This window comes from Halomonas sp. HL-93, assembly GCF_900086985.1.
Lineage (GTDB): Bacteria > Pseudomonadota > Gammaproteobacteria > Pseudomonadales > Halomonadaceae > Vreelandella.
The window spans coordinates 1,488,559-1,513,281 of record NZ_LT593974.1 but is presented as its reverse complement, the minus strand read 5'-3'; the positions used below and the strand labels follow the sequence as shown (position 1 = coordinate 1,513,281).

The 24,723-nt window shown below is 54.9% G+C and carries 21 protein-coding genes; 3 read left to right on the top strand and 18 right to left on the bottom strand.

Annotated features, from left to right (window positions below; translation table 11 throughout):
- Positions 1 to 23 precede the first annotated feature (23 nt).
- Positions 24 to 437: an arsenate reductase ArsC gene (locus GA0071314_RS06865; protein WP_074395949.1), complete on the bottom strand. Its 414-nt coding sequence runs from the start codon at positions 435 to 437 to the stop codon at positions 24 to 26.
- A 183-nt stretch (positions 438 to 620) separates the two neighbouring features.
- On the opposite strand from GA0071314_RS06865, the gene arsB reads away from it, so the two are divergent.
- The gene (gene arsB / locus GA0071314_RS06860; protein WP_074395948.1) at positions 621 to 1,691 is read left to right on the top strand and encodes an ACR3 family arsenite efflux transporter; all 1,071 of its coding nucleotides are present in this window, start codon (positions 621 to 623) and stop codon (positions 1,689 to 1,691) included.
- 3 nt (positions 1,692 to 1,694) lie between these two features.
- On the opposite strand, the gene arsJ is transcribed toward arsB, so the two are convergent.
- From arsJ to GA0071314_RS06780, 16 genes are all read right to left on the bottom strand, one after another.
- Positions 1,695 to 2,930 (bottom strand): organoarsenical effux MFS transporter ArsJ, encoded by a 1,236-nt coding sequence (gene arsJ, locus GA0071314_RS06855; protein WP_074395947.1) that lies wholly within the window; start codon positions 2,928 to 2,930, stop codon positions 1,695 to 1,697.
- A complete protein-coding gene (locus GA0071314_RS06850; protein ID WP_074395946.1) occupies positions 2,923 to 3,954 on the bottom strand; it encodes an ArsJ-associated glyceraldehyde-3-phosphate dehydrogenase in 1,032 nt (343 codons plus the stop codon). Before GA0071314_RS06850 ends, arsJ begins: the two co-directional genes overlap by 8 nt.
- A 140-nt stretch (positions 3,955 to 4,094) precedes the next feature.
- Entirely contained in the window at positions 4,095 to 4,934 is an 840-nt protein-coding gene (gene pstB / locus GA0071314_RS06845; protein WP_074395945.1) for a phosphate ABC transporter ATP-binding protein PstB, read from the bottom strand.
- A gap of 26 nt (positions 4,935 to 4,960) precedes the next feature.
- On the bottom strand, positions 4,961 to 6,127 hold the full coding sequence (pstA, locus tag GA0071314_RS06840) for a phosphate ABC transporter permease PstA (protein ID WP_074395944.1): 1,167 nt from the start codon (positions 6,125 to 6,127) through the stop codon (positions 4,961 to 4,963).
- Between the two features lie 18 nt (positions 6,128 to 6,145).
- The gene (pstC, locus tag GA0071314_RS06835; protein ID WP_074395943.1) at positions 6,146 to 7,396 is read right to left on the bottom strand and encodes a phosphate ABC transporter permease subunit PstC; all 1,251 of its coding nucleotides are present in this window, start codon (positions 7,394 to 7,396) and stop codon (positions 6,146 to 6,148) included.
- Between the two features lie 175 nt (positions 7,397 to 7,571).
- On the bottom strand, positions 7,572 to 8,582 hold the full coding sequence (locus GA0071314_RS06830; RefSeq protein ID WP_074395942.1) for a substrate-binding domain-containing protein: 1,011 nt from the start codon (positions 8,580 to 8,582) through the stop codon (positions 7,572 to 7,574).
- Between the two features lie 140 nt (positions 8,583 to 8,722).
- Complete coding sequence (locus GA0071314_RS06825; RefSeq protein WP_074395941.1) at positions 8,723 to 9,457, bottom strand: sulfite exporter TauE/SafE family protein; 735 nt, start codon at positions 9,455 to 9,457, stop codon at positions 8,723 to 8,725.
- Positions 9,454 to 10,647, bottom strand: a complete 1,194-nt coding sequence (locus GA0071314_RS06820; RefSeq protein WP_074395940.1) for a multidrug effflux MFS transporter — start codon at positions 10,645 to 10,647, stop codon at positions 9,454 to 9,456. Before GA0071314_RS06820 ends, GA0071314_RS06825 begins: the two co-directional genes overlap by 4 nt.
- Positions 10,648 to 10,815: 168 nt before the next feature.
- Positions 10,816 to 11,331 carry an STAS domain-containing protein gene (locus GA0071314_RS06815; protein ID WP_074395939.1) on the bottom strand — a complete coding sequence of 172 codons (516 nt, stop codon included), beginning with the start codon at positions 11,329 to 11,331 and terminating at the stop codon, positions 10,816 to 10,818.
- Positions 11,321 to 12,511: a PP2C family protein-serine/threonine phosphatase gene (locus GA0071314_RS06810; protein ID WP_074395938.1), complete on the bottom strand. Its 1,191-nt coding sequence runs from the start codon at positions 12,509 to 12,511 to the stop codon at positions 11,321 to 11,323. The genes GA0071314_RS06815 and GA0071314_RS06810 overlap by 11 nt, the downstream gene beginning before the upstream one ends.
- 8 nt (positions 12,512 to 12,519) lie before the next feature.
- Positions 12,520 to 13,293 carry an MlaA family lipoprotein gene (locus GA0071314_RS06805; RefSeq protein ID WP_082934211.1) on the bottom strand — a complete coding sequence of 258 codons (774 nt, stop codon included), beginning with the start codon at positions 13,291 to 13,293 and terminating at the stop codon, positions 12,520 to 12,522.
- Positions 13,294 to 13,334: 41 nt separating this feature from the next.
- The gene (locus GA0071314_RS06800; protein ID WP_074395937.1) at positions 13,335 to 14,456 is read right to left on the bottom strand and encodes a beta-ketoacyl-ACP synthase III; all 1,122 of its coding nucleotides are present in this window, start codon (positions 14,454 to 14,456) and stop codon (positions 13,335 to 13,337) included.
- A 96-nt stretch (positions 14,457 to 14,552) separates the two neighbouring features.
- Positions 14,553 to 18,464 carry an ATP-dependent RNA helicase HrpA gene (gene hrpA, locus GA0071314_RS06795; protein WP_082934319.1) on the bottom strand — a complete coding sequence of 1,304 codons (3,912 nt, stop codon included), beginning with the start codon at positions 18,462 to 18,464 and terminating at the stop codon, positions 14,553 to 14,555.
- A 200-nt stretch (positions 18,465 to 18,664) separates the two neighbouring features.
- Positions 18,665 to 20,341, bottom strand: coding sequence for an AMP-binding protein (locus tag GA0071314_RS06790; protein ID WP_074395936.1), 1,677 nt, complete (start codon positions 20,339 to 20,341; stop codon positions 18,665 to 18,667).
- A 140-nt stretch (positions 20,342 to 20,481) separates the two neighbouring features.
- On the bottom strand, positions 20,482 to 21,267 hold the full coding sequence (locus GA0071314_RS06785) for a class II glutamine amidotransferase (RefSeq protein ID WP_074395935.1): 786 nt from the start codon (positions 21,265 to 21,267) through the stop codon (positions 20,482 to 20,484).
- 19 nt (positions 21,268 to 21,286) lie between these two features.
- Positions 21,287 to 21,712: a hypothetical protein gene (locus GA0071314_RS06780; RefSeq protein ID WP_074395934.1), complete on the bottom strand. Its 426-nt coding sequence runs from the start codon at positions 21,710 to 21,712 to the stop codon at positions 21,287 to 21,289.
- A 62-nt stretch (positions 21,713 to 21,774) separates the two neighbouring features.
- On the opposite strand from GA0071314_RS06780, the gene GA0071314_RS06775 reads away from it, so the two are divergent.
- Positions 21,775 to 23,856, top strand: coding sequence for a S9 family peptidase (locus GA0071314_RS06775; protein ID WP_074395933.1), 2,082 nt, complete (start codon positions 21,775 to 21,777; stop codon positions 23,854 to 23,856).
- A gap of 208 nt (positions 23,857 to 24,064) precedes the next feature.
- Positions 24,065 to 24,220, top strand: a complete 156-nt coding sequence (locus GA0071314_RS19625; protein ID WP_172822094.1) for a hypothetical protein — start codon at positions 24,065 to 24,067, stop codon at positions 24,218 to 24,220.
- A 46-nt stretch (positions 24,221 to 24,266) separates the two neighbouring features.
- Here the strand turns inward: GA0071314_RS19625 and GA0071314_RS06770 are convergent, their stop codons facing one another.
- Entirely contained in the window at positions 24,267 to 24,722 is a 456-nt protein-coding gene (locus GA0071314_RS06770; RefSeq protein ID WP_074395932.1) for a YcgN family cysteine cluster protein, read from the bottom strand.
- Position 24,723 lies beyond the last annotated feature (1 nt).

The following is a 24,723-nucleotide window of genomic DNA, read 5'->3' as shown; positions in this document are numbered from 1 at the left end:
CTACCCGCACCTTTTAGCTAAGTTTAATTATACTTATGGAGGGGTAGCCAAAGCTGAAGGCGCCGGCGAATCTCTAATAACGCCTGCTCATAAGCATCTGCCTTGCCAATCAGGCGAGGATCTCGAATATCCCAGAACAGCACATCGCCCGCCTTTCCTTGCCAATCGCGGCAGGCTTGCTGGGCCTTATCACACAGCACAATGACAAAGTCGAAGGTCTCGCTTTCAAATACATCCAACGGCTTACTGCGTAAGCCTTCGGTAGGAAGCCCATGCTTGTGTAACGCCTCAAGTGTCAACGCATGGGGCTCATCGGGTTCAGAACCGGCACTAAAGGCTTCAAAACGATCATCTGCCAAATGGCGAAGCAGCGCCTCCCCCATCAGAGACCGTGCAGAGTTAGCATTGCAAAGGAACAACACGCGGCGCTTCGCCATAAATAAACAGCCTCTTATGTAGTTAGTGGCTGTTACTCTACGCCGGGTTCATGACGGCAATATTTCATGCATGGCGCGGCACTAGAAATATACGGAAAACCATATATTATGGAAAACAATGCGCGTTGCAGCAGCACGCTCCCAACGGATGCATTCACGCGCCCTTCGATCAAGGAGTTCTATATGTCATCGCTGCAGGATAAAGCGTCGCCCTCCACCGCCGACGGCATGGGCCTTTTCGAGCGCTATCTCTCGCTGTGGGTCGCCTTTGCCATTGTCGCGGGTATCTTGCTCGGGCAACTCGCCCCGGCAGTACCGCAGGCCCTGTCACGCTTTGAGGTGGCCCAGGTCTCTATCCCTATCGCGGTACTCATCTGGGCCATGATTTTCCCCATGATGGCGCAAATTGACTTCACCGCCATTGCGGGAGTCCGCCGCCAGCCCAAAGGGCTGACCATCACCACGGCCGTCAATTGGCTGATCAAGCCCTTCTCCATGTTTGCCATTGCCTGGCTGTTTTTTATGGTGATTTTTCGCCCCTTTATTCCTCACGAACTAGCCAGCGAATATCTAGCGGGCGCGATCCTGCTAGGCGCCGCCCCCTGCACCGCCATGGTATTTGTATGGAGCTACCTGACACGTGGTGACGCGGCTTATACGCTGGTACAAGTCGCTCTCAATGATCTGATCATGCTGTTCGCCTTCGCTCCTATCGTGGTCTTTCTTCTGGGCATCTCCAACATTCAGGTGCCCTGGGACACCGTCGCGCTATCGGTCTTGCTGTATATCGTGATTCCCCTGGCGGCAGGCTACGTCACGCGGCAAAGCTTGATCAAAAAACACGGCGCCGAGTGGTACGACAATGTCTTTATGAAGCGCGTCGGCCCGATCACCCCGATCGGCCTGATCATTACCCTGGTGCTGCTGTTTGCCTTCCAGGGCGAGGTGATTCTGAACAACCCGCTGCATATTGTCTTGATCGCGATACCGCTGATTATTCAGACCTTCTTTATCTTCTTCATCGCTTACGGCTGGGCGAAAGCCTGGCGAGTCCCTCATAACATCGCCGCACCCGGGGCGATGATTGGCGCGAGCAACTTTTTTGAACTCGCGGTCGCGGCCGCCATTGCGCTATTCGGCATGCAGTCTGGCGCGGCACTGGCCACGGTGGTGGGTGTATTGGTCGAAGTACCGCTTATGCTTGCGCTGGTGAGAATTGCCAATAACACGCGAAATCAGTTCCATGTAGGATGAGTTTCATGGACGTGCTAGATAGCTGCCTAGTGGCAGTGCCAACGCCATCAATGCACTGGAAGCCACCAAGGCCGCCGATACCCAAAGGCAAGCACTTAGCCCGTATGCCATATACAGCCAGCCTGACAGCAGCGTGCCAATTAAACGCCCCATGGCATTGGCCATATAGTAAAAGCCGACGTCCATGGAAACGCCATCGGCGCGGGCATAATGCACAATCAGGTAGCTGTGCCAGCTGGAATTGATCGCGAACAGGACACCAAAGGCGAGCAGGCCGACGACCAGCCATTCAACCTCTGCCAGGGGTAGCAACGCCAGCAGGATCGCGAGCCCCGCCAGCGTCGCTGCCCAGCCTGCGGTAAGCGAGCGCGCATCGCCTTTGATCAGCCGGGTTAGCTTGGGCGCCTGGGTTTGCACTCCGCCGTAGCCTATGATCCATACCGCCAGCAAGCCGCCCACCGTCCAGTGTGACCAGCCATGTTGATCGTATAAAAACACCGGCAGCGCCACGACGAACCACACGTCGCGGGAGGCAAACAGGCAAAATCGTGCCGCGGACAGCACGTTGATGGCGCGCGATTTGGAGAAAATCTCGGAAAACTTAGGTTTTACCTTTTGGCGCCCCAGGTCCGCCTTCAGTCGCCATAGCGAAAGCGCCAGCACACCCCCCAGCATGACCGCCATCACCAATACCGCCGCCTGAAAACCAATCAAGGTCAACAGCAGACCACCGACAAAGAAGCCCAGCCCTTTCAGGGCGTTCTTGGAACCGGTTAGCATCGCCACCCATCGGTAAAGCGCGCTATTGGCGTTGGCGCTATCGCTGGGCACGAGCACCTTGACGGCACTCTTGGCGCTCATCTTGTTGAGATCTTTGGCGATGCCCGATAACGCCTGGGCGGCCATCACCCAGGCAACGGTCAGTAGGCTCGCAGGTACCATCAGCATGGCAAGGGCAATGATCTGCAGCCCCAGGCCCACATTCATCGTGCGGTTGAGTCCCAGCCGAGCACCCAGCCAGCCGCCTACCAGGTTGGTCACCACGCCAAAGGCTTCGTAAAACAAAAACAGCATGGCTATTTCAAACGGCGAATAGCCCAGCTGATGAAAGTGCATCACCACCAGCATGCGCAAAGCGCCGTCAGTAATCGTGAACGCCCAGTAGTTGCCGGTGATCAGCATGTACTGGCGCACCTCGAAAGGGAGCGCCTTTACGCGCGCAAGCAGTGAATCAGCCACGCTCCACCTGCTCGCCACCTACCTTCAGGGCCAGCTCGGCCGTGCGGTTGGCGTAGCCCCACTCGTTGTCGTACCAAGCGTAGAGTTTGAGCTGTGTACCGTTGATCACCATGGTGGAAAGCGCATCGATAATCGAGCTGCGCGGGTCGGTACGGTAATCGATCGACACCAGCGGGCGTTCCTCATAGCCCAGAATGCCCGCAAGAGCACCATCGGCGGCATGCTTCAATGCCTGATTGACTTCCTCGACGGTGACCTCGCGCTCAAGCTCGAAGACCATATCGGTGAGCGAGGCGTTGGCCAGCGGCACGCGAATCGCGTGGCCGTTCAGCTTGCCTTCCAGCTCGGGAAATATCGCGGTGATGGCTTTTGCCGAACCGGTGGTGGTGGGAATCAGGCTCATGCCGCAGGCGCGCGCCCGGCGCAGGTCCTTGTGTGGCGCGTCCAGAATGGTTTGCGTGTTGGTGATATCGTGCACCGTGGTCATGGAACCATGCCGGATACCGAAGGTTTCCTGAATGACTTTAACCACCGGCGCCAGACAGTTGGTCGTACAGCTGGCGGCGGTTACGATTTTGTGCAGCTCAGGATCATACAGATGATCGTTCACGCCGACGACCACGTTTAGCACCCCCTCTTCTTTCACCGGAGCACTAACCACTACGCGCTGAACACCTTGGTCAAAATACGCCTGAAGTTTAGCGCTGGTTTTCATTTTGCCCGAACACTCAATAACCACGTCACAACCCGACCAATCGCTATCCATAATCTCCTTGTTGGCACTAAACGCGATGGCATCGCCGTCGATCAACACGGCATCTTGACTCGCAGAAATCCCTCCACCCGGTGACCAATGCCCATGAACGGAATCAAACTCGAGCAAGTGTGCGAAGGTCGCGGCGTCACCGCCTGGATCATTAATGCGCGCCACCTCAGCCTCACCTGCTTCTACCTGCGCCCATAAACTCCGCACTGCCAATCGACCAATGCGACCGAAACCGTTTATACCAATACGCAGTGTCATGGGGGTCTCCTAAGTAATCTGGTGCATGAAAACAAAATAATCATATGCGTTAAAACATATATGAATAGCCAAAAAAACACTGCCTACTACTACCGTCCAGGCCCACCACCGCGATGGTGAGCCTGGTTGGCTAGCAGTATTTAGCCGTACCGGCCTGAGATATAGTCTTCGGTTTTCTTTTTTGCCGGGGTTGAGAACATCACTTTCGTATCGTTATACTCAATGATTTCCCCCAGGTGGAAAAACGCCGTGTAATCAGCCACGCGGGCCGCCTGCTGCATATTGTGCGTTACCGTGACGATGGTAAATTTCTCTTTCAAGCGATCCATTAAGTCTTCAATGGTTGCCGTAGAAATCGGATCAAGTGCCGATGTGGGCTCATCCATTAGGATCACATCAGGCTGCACGGCAATCGCCCGAGCAATACACAAACGCTGTTGCTGACCACCGGATAGTGACGTGCCCGGCTCTTGCAGCTTATCTTTTACTTCGTTCCAAAGGCCCGCGTCGCGCAACGCCTGCTCTACCAGTTCATCCTGGTCGGCCTTACGACTCACCATATCGTGCATACGGGGCGCGTAAGCAACGTTTTCAAAAATCGATTTGGGAAACGGATTGGGTTTCTGGAAGACCATCCCTACGCGACGACGCAGCGCTACTTCGTCCATCTTTGCAGTATTTACGTCATGGCCGTCCATCTCTACCAGTCCTTCTGTACGAACGCCAGGAATCAGGTCGTTCATACGATTTAAACAGCGTAGAAATGTCGACTTGCCGCAGCCGGAAGGCCCGATTAGGGCCGTCACGTTTTTCTGAAACAGGTCGATATTCAAACCGTTCAATGCTTGGTTTTTACCGTACCAGAGGTTTAAGTCGCGCACCCGAATGCTCAGATCGTGACAGGCTTTTTCATTGCGCGTGTACGGCTGGCCTACATTCGGGATGTTTTGTTCAGTCGCTACAGGTGCTTGGCTATTCATAACGGTATCCTATATGACGCGCTGGCTTACCAGCGACGTTCAAATTTCTTTCGCAGTAACACGGCAAAGGCGTTTAACGAGATCAACACGGCAAGGAGGACTAAAATGCCGCCCGCCGTTTTTTCGACAAACGCATGTTCTGGCTCGCCGGACCAAGTGAATATTTGCGCAGGCATGACCGTTGCCGCCTCGGTAAACGATGCTCCAACATCGGGAATAAAGGCAACCATGCCGACAATGATCAGCGGGGCCGTTTCGCCCATCGCCTGAGCAAGACCAATGATCGAACCCGTCATGATGCCCGGCATAGCCAACGGCAGTACGTGGTCACGCACTACCTGCCACCGCGAGCAGCCGACACCGAAAGCAGCGTGACGTATCGAGTCCGGCACGCTCCGCAGTGCTGCGCGGGTCGAGATAATAATCACCGGCAATGTCATCAACGCCAGGGTCATACCACCGGCAAGTGGCGATGAACGGGGTACGCCAAAGAAATTAATAAAAATCGCCAGGCCCAACAAACCAAACAAAATCGATGGGATGGCGGCGAGATTATTAATGTTGATTTCAATCGCCTGGGTCAAACGGTTATCCGGGGCAAACTCTTCCAGGTAAATCGCCGTCATCACACCAATCGGGAATGAGATCGCAAGGGTCACGATCATCGTCATGACAGTGCCCACTACAGCAGCCAAGATGCCCGAACGTTCGGAGGTTTTGGAATCGCCCTGGCTGAAGAAGGTGCGGTTGAACGCAAGCTCCACCTGGCCGGACTCTACCCGTTCGTCAATCGCCTCACGCTCCTCTTCGGTAAGCTTGTTGCGATTGCCTTTCAGGTATTGATCGACCTCACCATTGACCAACAACCACTTCTGTTCGGAGGTGCCAATCAAGTCTTCGTCGTTGCGGATTTCCTTGGGTATTTCACGAATTTCAGTACGGCTGACGATAGGCACTAAATCTTCCGCAATGGCCTGACGGGCGTCGGTGGCAGCCTCCTCGGTGTAAGTCACTTCGGTGTTGATATACGCCTGCTGAAACGCGGGCAACCCCTTGTTCAGCATGTCGGCAAAGAACAGTACTAGAAATAGCCCAGCAAGGCCTAGCGCGCCCATGGAAATCCACTTTAAGCGTGCGGACTTGCGGTGACGCCGCCTGAGCTGCTGGCTGATGTCATCAAAAGAGTGGCTCATCGAATCAGTTCCTCGGCGTTACAGATTGTTCACGCGGTATTTTTCACGGAATCGGCGGATCATCAGCACCGAGACCAGATTAAGCGTCAGCGTTACCGCAAACAGCACCAAGCCAAGCGCGAAAGCCGACAACGTTTCGGCACTTTCAAACTCTTGGTCACCGGTAAGCGCCGCGACAATGCGCACTGTCACGGTCGTCATGTCCTCTAACGGATTAGCGGTAAGATTGGGGCGCATACCGGCGGCCATGACCACAATCATGGTTTCTCCCAGCGCCCGAGACATCCCTAATAGCGCGGCTGAGATGATGCCCGGTAGCGCAGCGGGAATCACTACGTCGCGAATGGTTTCGCCTTTGGTCATGCCAAGCGCCAGCGACCCTTGGCGCATGGTATCGGGTACTGAATTGATCACATCGTCGGAAAGCGAGGAAATAAACGGAATGATCATGATACCCATCACAACACCCGGGGCTACCGCATTGTTGTAGGACGCTTCAAGACCGAAAAAACCGGCAACATTAACGATGATAGGCGCCACGGTAATCGCCGCGAAAAAGCCGTACACCACGGTGGGAATACCGGCGAGAATCTCGAGTATCGGTTTCGCTACAGTGCGTACTTTCTGTGGTGCATACTCGGACATATAAATTGCCGACAGCAGCCCGACAGGCACCGCAACAAACAGCGCAATCGCGGTGATCATAAAGGTGCCGGCAAATAGCGGTACCGAGCCAAATTGCGCACCTTCCCCATCGCCGCGACCAGCAGAGGCCAAGAAACTGTCCCCGGGGCTCCAGGTGGTACCGGTGATAAACTCCCAGAAGCTGTGCATCTGGAAAAAACTCACCGCCTCGGAAATGATCGAAAATAAAATGCCGAAAGTGGTAAAGATCGAAATCAACGCTGCCGAGGCCAGCGCCATTCGAATCACCCGCTCAATCGCCTGACGGGCATGGAAGTTAGGCCGCACCTGCGCCAAGCCAACCACAAGCCCTGCTGCGGCCACCACCAGGCTCGCGGCCAAGAGGTAAAAAGTGGGGATATCCGCCCCTAACAGCAGCATCACGAAAGCACCTACTGCACCCACCAATATTGCCGGACCTGCCGTAGAAAGCACGGCAAACCAAGCATACTGATCGGGCTGGGCAAACATGCTGCCACCAGCGCTGCGCACGCGTGCAGCTTTGGCGCGGCCCACATAAAAGGCCAACAGCCCAAGCAGCAATAACGCACTGCAGAAAATCAAAACAAGCTGGTTGGTCTGCATTTGATCTCTCTCGCATTACCTAATGAAATCGGGTTTGGAAGTACTTTGCATCAGAAACATTACAGCTATGTGACAAGCACCAAATCAAAAAGCCGGTGTGGCAACGACAATCACAAAGCAAAAGGCCGACAGCTTACGCTGTCGGCCATCATCTAAATATCAACCAGTATCTCTGTTATTCCAGATCAGAGAGTTCCAACTGTGTGCGGTCAGCCATCTTCTGGCGCCACTCTTCACGCTCTTCTTCCGGCAGCACGATCAGGCCGATATCCTTCAGGTAGCCATCTTCGCCAATCATCTGCTCTTCCATGAACATTTCGGTGTAATCGTACATAGGCGGCACTTCGTCAGCGTGCTGGTTCTTCACATAGAACCACAGTGAACGTGCAACCGGGTAGTCGCCAGCGCTGATGGCTTCTGGCTCAGGCTCGACGCCCTCAATGCTCGCTGCGTTCAAGGTGTCAGTATTTTCCGCCAGGAAGGAATAGCCGAAGATACCGAAAGCACCGGTGTCTTCCTGCAGGCGCTGAACAATCAGGTTGTCGTTTTCACCGGCATCGATGTAAGCGCCGTCGTCACGAATATCGGAGTAAGCTTCTTCGTATTCGTCCATCTCGCTTGAAGCAGCTTCCATGACCAGCTCTTCAAAGGCATCGCGGGTACCCGAAGTAGTGGGCGGTCCGTAGATGGAGATTTCACGATCCGGTAAATCGGAATCGATGTCGCTCCAGTTTTCGTAGGGGTTATCGACCAGTTCGCCGTCTTCAGGCACCTGGGCGGCTACCGCCAGGAAGATCTGTTCGAGGGTCAGATCAAGCTCGTCATTTTCGTTAGACTGACCCATTACGATACCGTCAGAGCCGATCTTGGCTTCAGTGATATCGTTAACGCCGTTTTCTTCACAACGCTCGAACTCAGAGGGCTTCATACGACGCGATGCGTTGGTAATGTCTGGGGTGCCGTCGCCAATGCCGTTACAGAACAGACGCAAACCGCCGCCTGACCCCGTAGACTCAATTACCGGCGTTGGATAATCGCTTACCGCACCGAATTCTTCGGTTACGTAGCTGGCAAACGGATAAACCGTGCTGGAACCGACAATGCGGATTTGGTCACGCGCTTGTGCAACACCAGCAACGCTCATTACTGCAGCTGCGATGACGGTGGTTTTAAGAATACGGTTCATGCGAATTACTCCTGTTGGTATAAGGTATCTGGCCTTCGCAGGAGTTACTTTGCATCGCTTCAATGACAACTTCATGACAAGCAAAGTCATGCAATAATTTTTTTGGTTTTTTTAGCACGTCTCGCATAAAGCTAAAGGCATTACAGCAATAGCCCTACCGCTGCCAAGGTACACAGGGACAGCGACGCCGCCTGCAACCATTGCCTGTCGATACGGTGCGCGACGACATCCGCCAGTGCATTCCCCAGCAGCACGGCAGGCAAAAGGGTCGCCGCCACACCCAGTTGCCATAGCCCCACCCGCCCGGCCAACGCCAGCGTGACAAGCGTCAACAATGACGTGATAATAAAGAAAGCGGCTAAATTACCCCGCAGACGATCAGGTGCAAAGCCGTGCATCAGTAATACCATCGGCGGCCCGCCAATGGCGGCAACAGTACCGAAAATACCCGATAGCACCCCAGCGCCAAATAGCGACACGCGATTTACCGGCAACCGTACGCGGCATAGCGTGACGAGCACTGCAAACAGCACAATCGCGGCAATTAACTTTTCCAACACCGCCATGGGGGCCGCTACCAACAGCCACAGCCCCAGCGCATTGCCGGGCAAACGCCCCACCAACGCCATGCCCATTGCCCCCAAGCGGACCTCGTGCCAATAGGCACGCACCATCATCAGTGAAACGGTGAGCCCAAACAGCACCAACACCACAGGCACCAGACGCGGCTCTATCATCAGCAATAGTGGCGCACCGATAACCGCCAAGCCAAAACCGGTGGCACGCTGCACAAAGGCGCCCAGCGCTAAGATCAGTGCACACCCCGTCCAAGTGGTAAGCGGCATGTCCAACCATGTGAAGGCGGCATCTATCATGCGGTAGGCGCGTCCTTCGCTGCGGGCGTTAATAAGCGCACCCCGACATTACCCAATAGGGCTACCGCTAACATGGTCAGCACCATCGGCCAAAGGTGTTCGACTTCAAAAAAGCCCACTATGGCACCCGCCAGCGCGCCACAGCTAAATTGAATCCCGCCTAACAGGGCGGTTGCCGTCGCACTGATATGACCAAAATGATCAAGCAGAGAAGAAATGGCGTTAGGCGTAATCAAACCGATCATGCCGGTAAATAGCATAATCAGCGGCACGACCACTGCTAGAGAGGCGATATTGAGCGCCGTAGCAGCGACTAAACCCAGAGCGGCTACTAGCTGCACGGCCAGGCCAAAGCGTAAATTCTGCTGGGGAGTGCGTTTACGCAATAAATAAATATTCACCCGGTTTGAAAAAGCGATCATCACCACGTTGACGCCGAAGACAAAGGGATATACCCCTGGGCTTAGCGAAAAGTAATCGAGGTAGAGGAAAGGCGAGGCCGTCACAAACGCAAACAGGCCAGCGAATGAAGCGGCCACTGCGCAGATATACCCCATCCCCTCGCGGTGTCGCAACACACTGGCATAGTTGCGAATCACCTGACGTGGCGACGCGGCTGGCAACGACATGTCGCGGGTTTCGGGCAAACGTGAGCCCAACAACCAGAGGAGAAACCCGGCATAAACGGCGAGAAACACAAAAATTAACCACCAGTCAGCCAAATGCAACAGCAGGCTCCCCACTGCCGGTGCAACCAAAGGCGCGAGCATCATAATCATAGCCATGGTCGACATGACTTTCGCTGCTTCTCGACCACTGAAACAATCACGCACTATGGCAGCAGAATTGACCACGCACGCGCCTCCTCCCAAGGCTTGAACAAATCGCCAAATAAGCAGCGAAGGAAGGCTATCAGCCGTCGTGATCATCAAGCTGGCGCATAAAAACACCACCAGACCACTCATCAGCACCGGTTTGCGTCCTAGTCGGTCGGACAAAGGCCCAAAACACAGCTGCCCCAATGCAAAACCGAACAAGAAGATACTAATTGATAGCTCAGTGCGGTGGATACTGGCATTAACCGTTTCGGCAATGGCGCCCATTGCGGGCAAATAGGCATCAATCGCAAAAGGGGCCAAAGCGGTATTAGCGGCCACCAGAATGGCGACGCGACGGGGATTCAGTTCCATGTCTCTCCTTAAGGTGGCCACAGTTACACCGGCAGCATAAAAGGTAGGCGGCTAATTATATGCCTTTTATGCTGAGTTGTCGGCCATGGCGATGCAAACCGTCAAAGAGCTAATAAAACTCTGACAATAGGAGAGATAAATAGCGACTAAAACAAACGCGGGGAGCCGTTAATGATGGGCCGCCTCTTGCGATTCAAGCATGTCCACCAGCGGCTGAAACTGCTCGCGGTTATGCTCGTTCATATGCATTAAAATGCGGTGGGCTTCTAAAATCCGCTCGCGCAGGCCTTGCTCATCTGCCGGCACTTCGGGCAGTTCTTTCAAGGCACGATTCAGTCCTGCCGTCGGCTGGAGTGGCGCCTCCATGAGGGTAAAAAAACGTGCAAACCCCATGACGTCAAGCATTTGGCGTACATCTTGGTTATCCACGATTATCGTAGGCGGTTGTTCCAAACGCCCTTTAACCGCCATGGCCACTTTGGCGAGAAAACCGAGCGCCGTTGAGTCGACATTCGTCGCCTCACGCAGGTCGATCATCACCGCCCGCAAGCCCGGCGTTTCGGCCAAGCGCTGGGCCTGGGTATCCAAGGTGGCGCAAAGTGTTAAGCGTACGTCGCCACACAATTTTAAAACAAAAACACCAGAGTCGAACGCCGCTTTTAAGCGGCCTTCTTCAATCAGCATGACCAAATCCGCTCACCATCATGATTGTCAGGTCGTCGGGCAAAGCATCGCGATCGGAGCTGGCCTCATCCTCAGCGCGCTGTTTACTTAACAGTGCGTTGTTGTTGGTCAACCGATCACAAAGCTGTTCAAGCGTGACACTCACGCTTATAAGTTGCTCAAGTTCCCTGAGCCGCGTGTCGAGCGAATCACCCGGCAAGCACTCCAATACGCCGTCTGAGCACAGCCACAGCCGAAATTCAGCGGGTAATTCACAACTGAGTACTGGGTACTCTACATCGGGAAATAACCCCACCGGCATGCCCTCGCCTGGCAACCTTGTCAGTTGGTCACCCGAGACTAATAGCGGCATCGGCAGCTGTGCTCCGAGCGAATAGTGCAGAGTATGCGCTTCATGGTCAATAACGCCAACAAATAACGTGGCGTGTTTGCCTATATCGGTTCCCTGTAACTCACGGTTCATTGCAGCTAACCATTGCTGGGGAAGCTGATCGGGCGAAGTACCGTCCCATTCTCCAAGCCAGCGGTTACAAAGATATTTTAACAAAACAGTAACGAAGGCCGAGGAGGCACCGTGGCCTGAGACATCAGCAAAATAGAAGGCGCTGTAACGCGCATTGTAGCGTTGATAATCGAGAAAATCCCCCGACAAGTAAAGCGAAGGCGCAAACCAGTAATCATAGTAAACCCCATTGATGACTTTGGGGTGCGCCGGTAACAATCTCCGCTGGATATGCCCCCCGCTTTGTTGGTCCATGCGCAGCAATGCAAGATGAGTCTCTAAACTCTCGTTGAGCTCGGCTAAGCGCTCATGGTCGCGGGCACGGGCTTTTTCAAGCGCATCCAGTTCGATCGCCTTGCGAATCATACGCCTCAGTAATTCAGCATGACGCAAGGGATGAACAATGTAATCGACCAGCCCTACGTCCACGGCTTTGATCAAATCGGCATCCTGGCGCGAGTCACTCACTACCACCGTGGGTAGCCGATGAGTTAGTTGCGACCACTGCTGGCGGGGAACCGACCTGGCGTGAGCCACGATCAATGCCGTGTCCGCCGGCAAATGCTCGATATTGTCCGCTGCATATACCCACATACCATCGCAGGTAATCGCCTCGGCCAGAGCATCACGCTCTTGCCCAGGCTCATCGATCACCGCAATCAGCTGCTTATGCGCCATGGCAAGCCTCAGTCGGCGAAGTCGGCATCATCGTATTCAAAATCGTCGGTTGCAAAGGGATCATCGCCTAGCTCACCGTCACTAATTTCAAACTGACGACTCTGAAGATAGGCATCACGGATAAACCGATAGCGGTCCCCCTGGATCATATCTTCCTGATCCAACAGGCCTGCACGAGTATCGACGATATTAAGCGCCGTCAGACCCGCCCGCACCGCATCGTCTTCTACGTACGTCACTGGATAAGCCGCCATATCGGCGGGCATTCCCGACGTATCACGCAGCGTACTCGGCCCCAATAGCGGTAACATTAGATAGCGAGAGTCTTCCCATCCCCAAATCGCCAACGTTTGGCCAAAGTCTTCTTGATCGGCGTCAACGTTCATATGCGAGGCCATATCAAATAGCCCACCCAGCCCCATGGTTGTATTGACTAAAAACCGCGAGGTTGAACGTCCGGCATTGGCTGGCTTGCCCTGGAGCAAGCTGTTTACCGTAGTGCGAAGCTCACCCAAATTGCTGAAGAAATTGCCCACACCCAGCTGTAGTGGCTCAGGCGTAATGGTGCGATATCCCGTCGCTACTGGCTTCAGTGCATAACGATCGAGCACATCGTTAAACACGAACACCTTACGGTTGAAGCCTTCCCAGGGATCGTCCGGATGTGGCTCCTGTGATGTTTGCGAACCAGTGCTTGCACAGCCGCTAAGCGCTAACGCCACCACAAAAGCGAGCCCCCCAGCAGTGCAATTCTTAAAGAGGCATGTCCCTATACTAGGCATACTGCATTCCTCGTTTATGCATTTTGATTTTTTGCAGGCGGTTATTGACGCCTGACGACCACACTGCCTGCGCTGTAGCCTGCGCCGAATGAGCAAATAACGCCAATGTCTCCTGACGCCAGCGACTCACGGTGCAAATGAAACGCAATAATAGACCCCGCCGAACTCGTATTCGCATAGCGGTCAAGAATAATCGGAGCCTGCGCTTCGCTAGGGTCATACCCCAACACTTTACGGGCAATCAGATCATTCATATGACGGTTTGCCTGATGCAGCCACAAGCGCTTCACATCGCTCCCCTGTAATTCTAACGATGCCAAATGCTGGGTAATCAGGGAGGCCACCATAGGGCACACCTCGCGGAAAACACGACGACCTTCCTGTACAAACAGTTTATCCACCGCCAGCGGATCGCTATCGGTCACACGGTTCAAAAATCCTGCGTTGTTTCGAATCGCGTTGGAAAAAGTGGTTGCTAATCGGGTACCCAGTATCTCGTAGGCCTCGTCAGCGGTCGCACAGGCTGCACTTTCCAGCACCACTGCAGTACATGCATCGCCAAAAATAAAGTGGCTGTCGCGGTCGGTAAAGTTAAGGTGTGCCGAGCATATCTCAGGATTAACCACTAGCGCACGTTTAACGCTACCCGAGGCGATGGCGTTGGCGGCGGTTTCGATCGCAAATGTGGCCGAACTACAGGCCACATTCATATCAAACCCATAGCCCCCCGCGCCGAGCGCGTGCTGAAGCTCAACCGCAACGGCTGGATAAGCTCGTTCTAAATTAGAACAAGCGACGATTACCAGTTCAATATCGCGAGCGTCCACTTGGGCGCGCTCCAATGCATCACGCGCAGCACTTAATGCCATACTGCACTGGATCGACGGCTCATCGTTTTCGCGTTGGGGCAATTTGGGCCGCATGCGCGTCGGATCAAGAATTCCGTCAGCGTTTAACACATAGCGACTTTTGATACCTGACGCTTTTTCAATAAACTCACTGCTTGAGTGAGCAAGCGGTTCACGCTGGCCCTGCTCAATCGCATCGGCATGACGGGCGTTCTCTTGGTCCACCCAGGCGTTGAATGCGGCAACTAACGACGCATTATCAATGGCGTGTTCCGGTGTATAGAGTCCCGTGCCGGTAATCACCACATGTGTCATGCAAATCTCCTTGTTCGGCTGCTTACGCCAGAAAGCTAATAAAGCCCGCCGATACCATTACTGTGTGCGTTTAAAGCGCTTTTTTCCAGCCTGCGTCTAAACGTTAATTATCTCTTGCCAGCGTTTTTCCAACCGTTTTACCGAAACAGGCATCCGCGTGCCAAGTTGCTGGGCAAATAACGACACGCGCAGCTCCTGCAGCCACCAGCCAAATTCGACCAGCGATGGGTCCTCAACGCGTCCGCGACGTTCGTTGTCGCGACGGGTATCGAATTTTTCCTCCATCGCCTGGACGTCTTGCATGAGCATTTGATCGCGGCCCCGCTCTCGAGCCGCTTTTTCCAACCGAATCAACGCCGCCTCGGTATAACGCGGGTATTCAGTTAGCCACTCTCCTGCCTGGGTGATAAATCCTGGATATACAAGGCGCTGCATTTGCGCTTTCACATCGCTATACACCAGCGCCAACGCGAAATTGAGCTTGCCTTTTAATACCTTGCTGACCGCCAAGTGGCCTTTCAGGGCAGTTGCTACCTGATCCAGCAACTGCTCGGCATGGGGTACAAGATCGCCTTTAACCGCTGTCAGTCGGTCGTTCAGTGCGGCTGCCGAGCGCGGCAAAGGCGCTTGTGCCGCCGTTTGGGTAAACACTGCCACTAACACATCATCAATTAACGCCTGCTTACTACCCACGTTGGCAAACAGCAACGCGCATTTCTCCAACGCGGGCAGTGCCTTGATTGTTTTGACCTGGGCGGGGCATTGCTGCATCGCTAAACGCGCCACACCCATTTGATGAGCCGCCTGGGCTTTTGCTGCATGATCAAACAGCATCACCTTGAAGGCATTACCCTCGTTGATTAGCGCTGGATAAGCCTCTACCCGTATGCCTGCCTGTGTAGTCACGCGGGAATCCGGCAAAGGCTCATCGGGTAGGCCCGATAAGTCAGGTGCTTCGCTTACCTGAGCGGCAAGCGCTTGAGCCCCCGCTTTGGCCGCCGCTTCAAACTGCGCCTCCAGAGCACGCAGCGAGCGGCCCTGCCCCAACGTCTTACCGGCATGATCGACAACCCGGATGTTCATCACCAAATGATCAGGCAGCGTATCGAGGCGCCAATCATCGGGGTGCACACGCGTTCCCGTGCGCTGACGAATAAATTCGCCCAATGCCTCGGTCAACGGCCGCTGGTCAGGCACCAGCGTTTCCAACGCCGCGTCGACCCAGTCGGGAATCGGTACTACCTGGCGGCGTATGCTCTTGGGCAAGGCTTTCATCAAGGCAATACATTTTTCCCGCAGCAAACCCGGTACCAACCATTCCAGGGCGTATTCAGGCAATTGCGGCAGCATCGCCGCGGGGACGGTCAGCGTCACGCCGTCGTCCTCTGCCTCGGGGTCAAAATGATAGCTCAACGGGTAGGCAACCCCTGCCAGGGTCAGGTGATCCGGGTACTGCGCCTGGGTAACGTCTTCGGCGTCGCGGGCCTTGAGCGCCTCGATATCAAACTTGAGTAGCGCCGGGTCTTGCTGCTCGGCCTGCTTGCGCCAGTGCTCAAACCCTTTGCCGTTGACAATGTCGCTGGGAAGCCGTTCGTCGTAAAACGCAAATAAACTGTCTTCGTCGACCAGGATATCGCGCCGACGGGCACGATCTTCTAGTGATTCGACCTCTTCAATCAGCGCCCGATTGTGGGCAAAAAATTCCCCTTTGGTGTGAAACTCACCTTCTACCAGGCCACGACGAATAAACAGCTCACGCGACTCGACAGGGGCAATCGGGCCGTAATGTACGCGTCGCCGGGTGACGATAGGCAAACCAAACAGCGTCACCTGCTCAAACGCCACCACCTGGGCACGTTTCATCTCCCAATGGGGCTCGCTGTAACTGCGCTTGACGAGATGTGACGCCAGCGGCTCAATCCACTGCGGGTCAATCTTCGCTACGGTGCGGGCAAACAGCTTGGAGGTTTCCACCATTTCAAACGCCATCAACCATTTAGGCGTCTTTTTCGCCAGCCCCGAACCGGGGTGAATCATAAATTTACGATTACGCGCGCCCAAATACTCGCGATTCTCGAGCAGCGTGCCCAGGTTGGACAGCAACCCAGTCAGCAGGGCTTTGTGCAGAGCGCCGGAGGTTTTGCGCCGCGTCTGGCGAGCCTGTTCTTCACTTTCATCCTCAGTGGCGGGCTTGGGCGCCGGCACTTCGATGTCCATGTCGCGCAGCAGTTGACGTAGCTGACGAAACGTATCGTGCCACTCACGCACCCGTAGGTAATTGATGTAGCGGTCGCGACACCAGCGGCGCAGATGATTGCCCGACATCGCCTCACGGGCGTTATCGATACCGTGCCAAAGGTTTAAAAGGGCCACGAAATCGGAATCGGGATCGTGCCAGCGCTGATGGGCCTGATCGGCGGCTTGGCGTTTGTCCGCCGGGCGGTCACGGGGGTCTTGAATCGCCAGCGCGGAGACCACGACCAATACATCGCGCAAGCTGCCCTGTTCGTTACCCGCCAGCACCATACGCGCCAGCCGGGGGTCAATCGGCAACCGCGCGAGTTTGCGGCCAAGCGGTGTTAATCGCTGGCCTTCGTCGACAGCCCCAAGCTCAAAGAGAAGCCGGAAGCCGTCTTTGACAAAGCGGCTGTCGGGTGGGTCGACAAATGGAAAATCTTCAATATTACCCAGCTTAAGCGCCAGCATGGATAAAATGACTGAGGCAAGGTTGGTGCGCTGGATCTCGGGGTCGGTAAACGCCGGGCGCGCCAGGAAATCGTCCTCGTCGTATAAACGAATACACACGCCTTCAGCAATACGCCCGCAGCGTCCCTTACGCTGATTGGCGCTTGCCTGGCTCACCGGCTCCACCGGCAAGCGTTGGATTTTTGAGCGGTAGCTGTAACGGCTGATGCGTACCAGTCCCGGGTCGATCACATAGCGGATACCGGGGACGGTCAGCGACGTTTCGGCGACGTTGGTTGCCAGCACGATACGCCGCCCACGGTGCGGCGCGAACACCCTGTTTTGTTCGGCATTGGAAAGCCGCGCGTACAGCGGCAGTACTTCGCAGTCGCGCAAATCAGCACGGCGCAGCGTGTCCGCCGTTTCGCGGATTTCCCGCTCGCCGGGTAGGAATACCAGCACATCACGGGGGCCATGCTGCCAGCCTTTTTCACGCTCAAGCCCCTCAATCTCCTCCACGGCGTGGAGAATGCCCTCTTGCAGCGTACGATCCTCTTCGTCCTCGCCGTCGCGCACTAGCGGCCGATAATGCACCTCAACGGGATAGGCACGACCGGAGACTTCGACCGTCGGCGCAGGCCGCTGGGCACTGCCAAAGTGGGCGGCAAATCGCGCCACATCGATGGTTGCGGAGGTGATGATAATCGACAGATCCGGCCGCTTGGGCAACAGACGTTTCAGATAGCCCAGCAGGAAATCGATATTTAGGCTGCGCTCGTGGGCCTCGTCAATAATCAACGTGTCGTAGCGCAGCAGCAGCGGATCATGCTGGGTTTCGGCCAGCAAGATCCCATCGGTCATTAGCTTGACCAAGGTGTTCTCGTTGCTTTGGTCGGCAAAACGAACCTGATAGCCCACCTGCTCGCCCAGCGGCACCGTAAGTTCTTCGGCAAGCCGGCTAGCGACACTGCGCGCGGCAAGCCGTCGCGGCTGGGTGTGGCCAATCAGGCCACGCCGCCCACGACCTAGCTCCAAACACATTTTGGGTAATTGTGTGGTTTTCCCCGAGCCGGTTTCCCCCGCGACCACCACTACCTGATGATCGCGCAGCGCCGTAAGGATATCCTCGCGGCGCTCGACAACGGGTAATTCGGACGGATAATTCCAGTCAAACGACTGGTTCTGGCGCTTGAGAAGTAGCTGCTGTGCCCGGACCATCTCGGGTTCCAGCTCGTTCAGACCACGACCAATCGGCTTGCCCTCATGCAGGCGACGCGACAGGCCTGATAAACGCCGTTCGAAACGCTGAGCATCCCGCCGCATCATGTTACCTACGGCGGACGTTAGCGTCTTGAGGCGTTGTGCATCAGCGGTCGGTGCGAGTGGCGTGTCGTTGGTCACGATATGATCCAAATCCTATTGGTCCCTACAGGGTGGCACGTATAAAAAAATCTGCCCGCTCATCAGAGCGGGCAGACCATTGTAACGCGTTCACTTATCACGCGCATAAATCACGCCACCTCTTATGAAGCAGCGTTACCGCTATCTTCGTCGCGCAGCTGACGGCGCAGTACTTTACCTACGTTGGTTTTGGGTAGCTCATCGCGAAACTCAATGTACTTGGGCACTTTATAGCCCGTCAGCTCACTTTTACACCAGTGACGTAATGTTTCGGCATCCAGCTCGGGGTTTTTACTGACCACAAACAGCTTGATCGCCTCCCCCGCCGCTTCATCGGCAACGCCCACCGCGGCCGATTCCAGCACGTCGGGGTGACCAGCGACCACGTCTTCCACTTCATTTGGGTAAACGTTAAACCCAGACACCAAAATCATATCTTTCTTACGGTCCACAATGCGGATATAGCCATCGTCCTGCAGCACGGCTATATCCCCCGTATAGAACCAACCATCATCATCAATGGAGTTGCGCGTTTCCTCTTCGCGCTGCCAATAGCCCTTCATCACCTGGGGCCCCTGTACACAAAGTTCGCCGGGTTCACCTAGCGGTAGATCCTGGCCGTCGGCATTGACCACTTTGACCGCCGTGCCCGCGACGGGTTTGCCAATAGTACCCAGCTGAATGGCATCCGTTGGATTAAAGCTGACAATCGGTGATGTTTCCGTCAGCCCGTAGCCCTCCGAAATGGGGCAACCTGTGACCTCTTGCCAACGCTTGGCAGAGGTTTTGGTCAGCGCCATACCACCGGAAATGGTCAAGTGCAGCTTTGAGAAATCCAGCTGTTTGAAGTCATCACGGTTGCACAAGGCATTAAACAGCGTATTGAGGCCAATGAAGGCAGTAAACGGCATGCCCTTCAATGTCTTGATAAAGCCATCCAGATCACGCGGATTGGTAATCAATACTGAGTGGTTGCCGGTTTCCATCAAAAACAGACAGTTAACGGTAAAAGTGTAGATGTGATAGACGGGCAACGGCGCAATCACCAGCTCGTTTCCATCGGTTAAGTTACCGCCGATGGCCTGTCTTGCCTGCAGCATATTGGCGACAAGATTGCGGTGGGTCAGCATCGCCCCTTTGGGCATGCCAGTGGTCCCCCCGGTATATTGAAGCGCGGCTAAATCTTCCTGCTGGCGAGTGACCTCACGGTGACTCAATGCCTGCCCTTTATGTAAAGCATCGCGCAAACTCACCGCCTGGGGCAGCGAATAGCGGGGCACCATTTTCTTGATGTACTTGACAACGCTATTGATTAACAATCGCTTGGGGAAGTCGTGCAGGTCGGCAAGCTCGGTGACCACGACATGCTTGATCTCGGTTTTATCAAGCACCCGTTCAAGCTTGTCCGCCATGTTGGCTAAAATCAAAATCGCCTTGGCATTGGCATCTTTGAATTGATGCGCCATTTCGCGTTCGGTATATAGCGGATTGGTATTAACCACAACTAATCCAGCGCGCAACGCGCCAAACACGGCAACGGGGAACTGCAGTACATTAGGTAGTTGAATGGCGATACGATCACCGGGCTCCAGGTCGGTTTCATGCTGTAACCAGGCCGCGAAATTAGCCGATAACCGGTCCAGGTCAGCGAAACTGAGCGTTTTACCCATGCAGCTAAACGCCGGTTTGTCTTTAAAACGCGCCACCGCCGCGTGAAACACGTCGGTAACGGCAGCGTACTGGTCTAACCCTTCAAGCGCAGGACCACGCAAAATGGGGGCATCAACTTGTTCGCTCATGGGCAATCTCCAGTTTCCATGTCGATGTCGTCACCGACCTTGTTGTTGTCGTGTCACGAAAACGCAACGATATACGACTGGTTTACCGCTGTAAAACGATCGATTGAAACTTTCGTTTCAACTTTAGATCTAGCATTGTATTAAGCATGGCTTAAATAACGTGCTTGAATACACCCATCCCGCCATACCACTAGCTCGCCCGGCTGCATCCGCTGCCATTTTTCGTTGTGAGTTAACGGTTCGGTGGCAATCACCGACACTACATCATTGGGCGTAGTGTGTTCGGCAAAATTGACGGTAAGTTCGGCGTCGGACAGCTCCGCCTCACCAAAAGGCGCGGCACGGGTAATATGAGCAAGCTTAGTTGAACAATACGTATAGAGATATGTACCGTCAGAAAGCAACAAATTAAATACACCCAGCGCTCGTAACTGTTCGCATAACCCGTGTAGGGTTTGCCATAAGGGCGCTTGCGCCTCTGGTGGCGTTGGAAACGCACGCCTCAGTTCGCTCATCAACCAGCAAAAGGCGTGCTCACTGTCGGTACTACCCACTGGGGTATAAAAGCCAAGCGATAGCGTTTGCCAGCCGCTAAGCTGGCCATTATGGGCATAGCACCATGGACGCCCCCACATTTCACGTGTGAACGGGTGAGTATTGGCTAATCCAATGCCACCCACATTGGCCTGACGAATATGGCTAATCACCACGGTGGACTTGATGGGATAATCACAAATTAGCCGTGCGATGGGTGAGTCAACCGAGGGGTGAGGGTCGCGGAACTCCCGATAACCACCTTCCTCATAGAAGGCGATGCCCCAACCATCGCGGTGAGGCCCCGTTCCACCCCCGCGGTGTAAAAAACCTGCGAAGCTGAAACAGATATCGGTGGGCACATTAGCGCTCATCCCCAACAGCTCACACATCGCGGCCCTCCTGTTGGGATTAGCCGATCACCGGTTCACGGCGGCGCGTTTCATCGGGGTCGTTGGCTGGGCGCTCATCCACCTCAGGCGCGTCGTCGGCTTTGGTACGACCCCGCCACCACAGCGCAACCCCTACAACACCCCCAATGGCCACGCCAAGCAGCACACACAGCAGGCCGTTACGCAGTGCACCGCCATTGCTTTCTAAAAACCCTACGGCAGCGACCATGGCAGAAGGAGCCCAACCTGCGTAAAACTCGCCTTCCTCTATCAGCGGCAAGCGAAACGGCGCGGGCGCCCACATCGCCCCGCCAACGCACCATGTCAGCAGCAGGCGCGGTAACCTGGGTAAAAAGGCAAACGCAAAATAAACTGCCACAAACACCACTAGCGACAGCCCGTAATAACTCAACCACAACAGTGACATTGAATCTGCAAACAGCATAATACTCCTTATGAGGGTGAACCCACCCAGTCTAGATTTCCCATTATGGTACCTATCAATTTATGAAAGCACAGCCAGCCCTACACGATGGCCACCCTGTTACCACCTATTATCGCCCAGATGATCCCCAATGGCACTGGTTAGAGCAGCGCAACGATAAGGATGTCAGCACATTTTTAGCCGCTGCCAATCAGCAGCACGACGCTTGGTTCAAACCATTGGCTCCGCTTGCCGATGCCCTTTATGAAAGTCATCTTAGTCGCCGCGAACTGTCGGTCACTAGCCTTGCGACAACGCTAGACCACTTTACGTTCTGGAGCGAAACCGCCGCCGACGAGGAATACCCACGCTGGTGGCGACACCCTAACGGGCAGAGCGAAGCCACTGAATGCATACTAGCGGTGCCTGACCTCGCCGCAGGACAGGCATTTTACGACATGGGCGATATGGCCCTGTCGCCTGATGAATCATGGCTCGCCTGGACCGACGACACCCAGGGTGACGAGCGTTTTAACCTGTGGCTGAAACGCCTACCCGACGGCCAGCCAATACACCTGCTGAGCGATATTGGCCCCAGTCTCTGCTGGGCGGAAGACCAAACGCATGATAGTGGATCGCTATTGTTCACACGCTTTGACGACACTCAACGCCCTGACAGCATTTGGTGCCTGCCCATTGCCTTTAGCCAGACACCGCAACCCCAACCCGCAACATTATTGCTGCGTGAGAACGATCCGGAATTTTGGCTGGGCATGGGCAAAACCCGCTCCCGGGAATGGCTGATACTTGAAAGCGCTTCAAAAGATACCAGCGAAGTCCATGTGGTGCCTGCCCGAACACCAACACAGACACCCCGCTGCCTTCAACCCCGCCAACCGGGCGTGGAGTATACGATAGACCACCGACCAGGCGTGTTTTATCGTTTGCACAACCAAACCAGCACTCACTTCCAGTTGGATGTTATCCCCCTTGAGGCCCTAGATAATGATTCGCCCGCTTGGCAGCCATTGGTCGCGGCACGGGAAGACGCCACCCTGGAGGGTGTAGACGCCTTCTCATGGGGCCTAATGCTGGCTGAACGCGATCATGATCAAGCGCAAGTAAGGCTACGCCGCCTCGAAATTGATGCCTGCCAACAAATCACCCAGGACGACTACCTCGCCCAGCCCGAGGCACTTTGCTCGCAACTGCTTGAAGACGCACCTCATTTTGATACGCAAGTGCTGCGCCTAAGGGAAGAATCATTCACCCGCCCGCCCAGTTGGTATGCCCTGGATTTAACGACTGGGGAGCGTACGTTGCTAAAACGCGTACCGGTGTATGGCAGCCTGCCCCCAGAGCAATTAGTCAGCCAACGGATTTGGGCTGCCAGCGCCGATGGTGAACGCGTTCCGGTATCGGTGGTCACGCGTAGCGACTTAGCGGGTCAACCGCTACCCACCCTACTGTATGGCTACGGCGCTTACGGTGAACCCCTTGACCCATGGTTTTCCATTGCTCGTTTGGAATTGCTTGAGCGGGGTGTCGCCTTTGCCGTCGCGCACGTGCGAGGAGGCGGCGAACGCGGCGAACCTTGGTATTTAAACGGCAAAATGGCCTATAAAGAGCACAGCTTTGACGACTTTCTAGCCGCCCGCGACGCCCTCGTGGAGCAAGGACTGAGCGACTCACAACGCATTGTCGCCTGCGGTGCCAGCGCCGGAGGGCTCTTGGTCGGTACCTGCGTTAACCGCGCGCCTCAGTCCTTTTGCGCCGCTGTTTTGGAGGTGCCGTTCCTTGACGTGCTGCGCACCATGCAAAACCCGTCCTTGCCGCTGACGACGGCCGAATACAGTGAATGGGGCAACCCAGCCGACCCAGAAGTAGCCAAGCGAATTGGCCACTACTCGCCCATCGATAATGTGACCGCCCAACACTATCCCGCCCTATGGCTAGAAGGCAGTTGGTTTGACACCCGAGTGAACTATTGGGAGCCAGCGAAATTCTATGCTCGCGTTTGCCAACATCAGCAAGGTACCGCCCCGGTATTGCTGCACACCGATATGAGCAGCGGCCACGGAGGCGCATCCGGGCGTTTTAAAGCCTGGCGTGACGCCGCCCGCCAAGATGCCTTTATTCTTTGGGCGCTTGGGTTAACGGCTTAACTAAAACCGCCCTTGCTGATTAAAGCATTGGCATAGTCACGGCAAGTGCGAGGCGCGGCTGATTTGGGCCAAGAGTGGATGTGTTGAAAATACGCGAGATGCAAAAGCAGCAAATTATTTTATGGAAAATATTTCCATAAAATAAAATTGTATGGCATGTTATCCCTTAGTCGTACAGACAAGCTCTACACACCATCAAGGAGATACCATGTCATACCGTGATCAATTCCCCACTATTTGGGACACCCCACGTCAGCCACGCGAGCGCAAAGCGTCGCCTGCGCACGCTGTGACGCAAGTAGCAAAACCGGTCAAAGAAGCGTTTTTATCGATTTGGGACAAGCCAACGGGTAAAGCGGCTTAACTGAATCATGCGATTGCTGACTCATCACGTGGCCAAGGAAGGCACACTACATAGGCAAAACCGCAATGATGTGGGATTCCAGTTGATGTTCAGGCACATCGTCTTGAGAGATTGCATAGCCACGCACGCTGACCCCTTTCCGATGGACACGCTCAGCGTCGTTGCTCAGTAAAGGGTGCCAACCGGCAAGCTTGCGTCCTTCTGCCACTCGCCTGTAGCCACAGGTAGGCGGTAACCAAGTGAATTCCTTGACCAGCGCTGGCGTCAGTTGGGTACAGTCAGGGACAAAATCAAACCGATTCACATAATCGCTACATTGACAACTGTGCGTATCCAAAAGACGACACGCTACATTGAGAATAGCAAGCTCTTGGCTATCCTCATCGTGAAGCTTTAGCAGGCAGCACTGCCCGCAACCATCGCAAAGCGCTTCCCACTCGCCGGGTGTTAACTCTTCCAGCGTATAACGCTCCCAAAAGCGCTCACGTAATGCGCTTGTCATC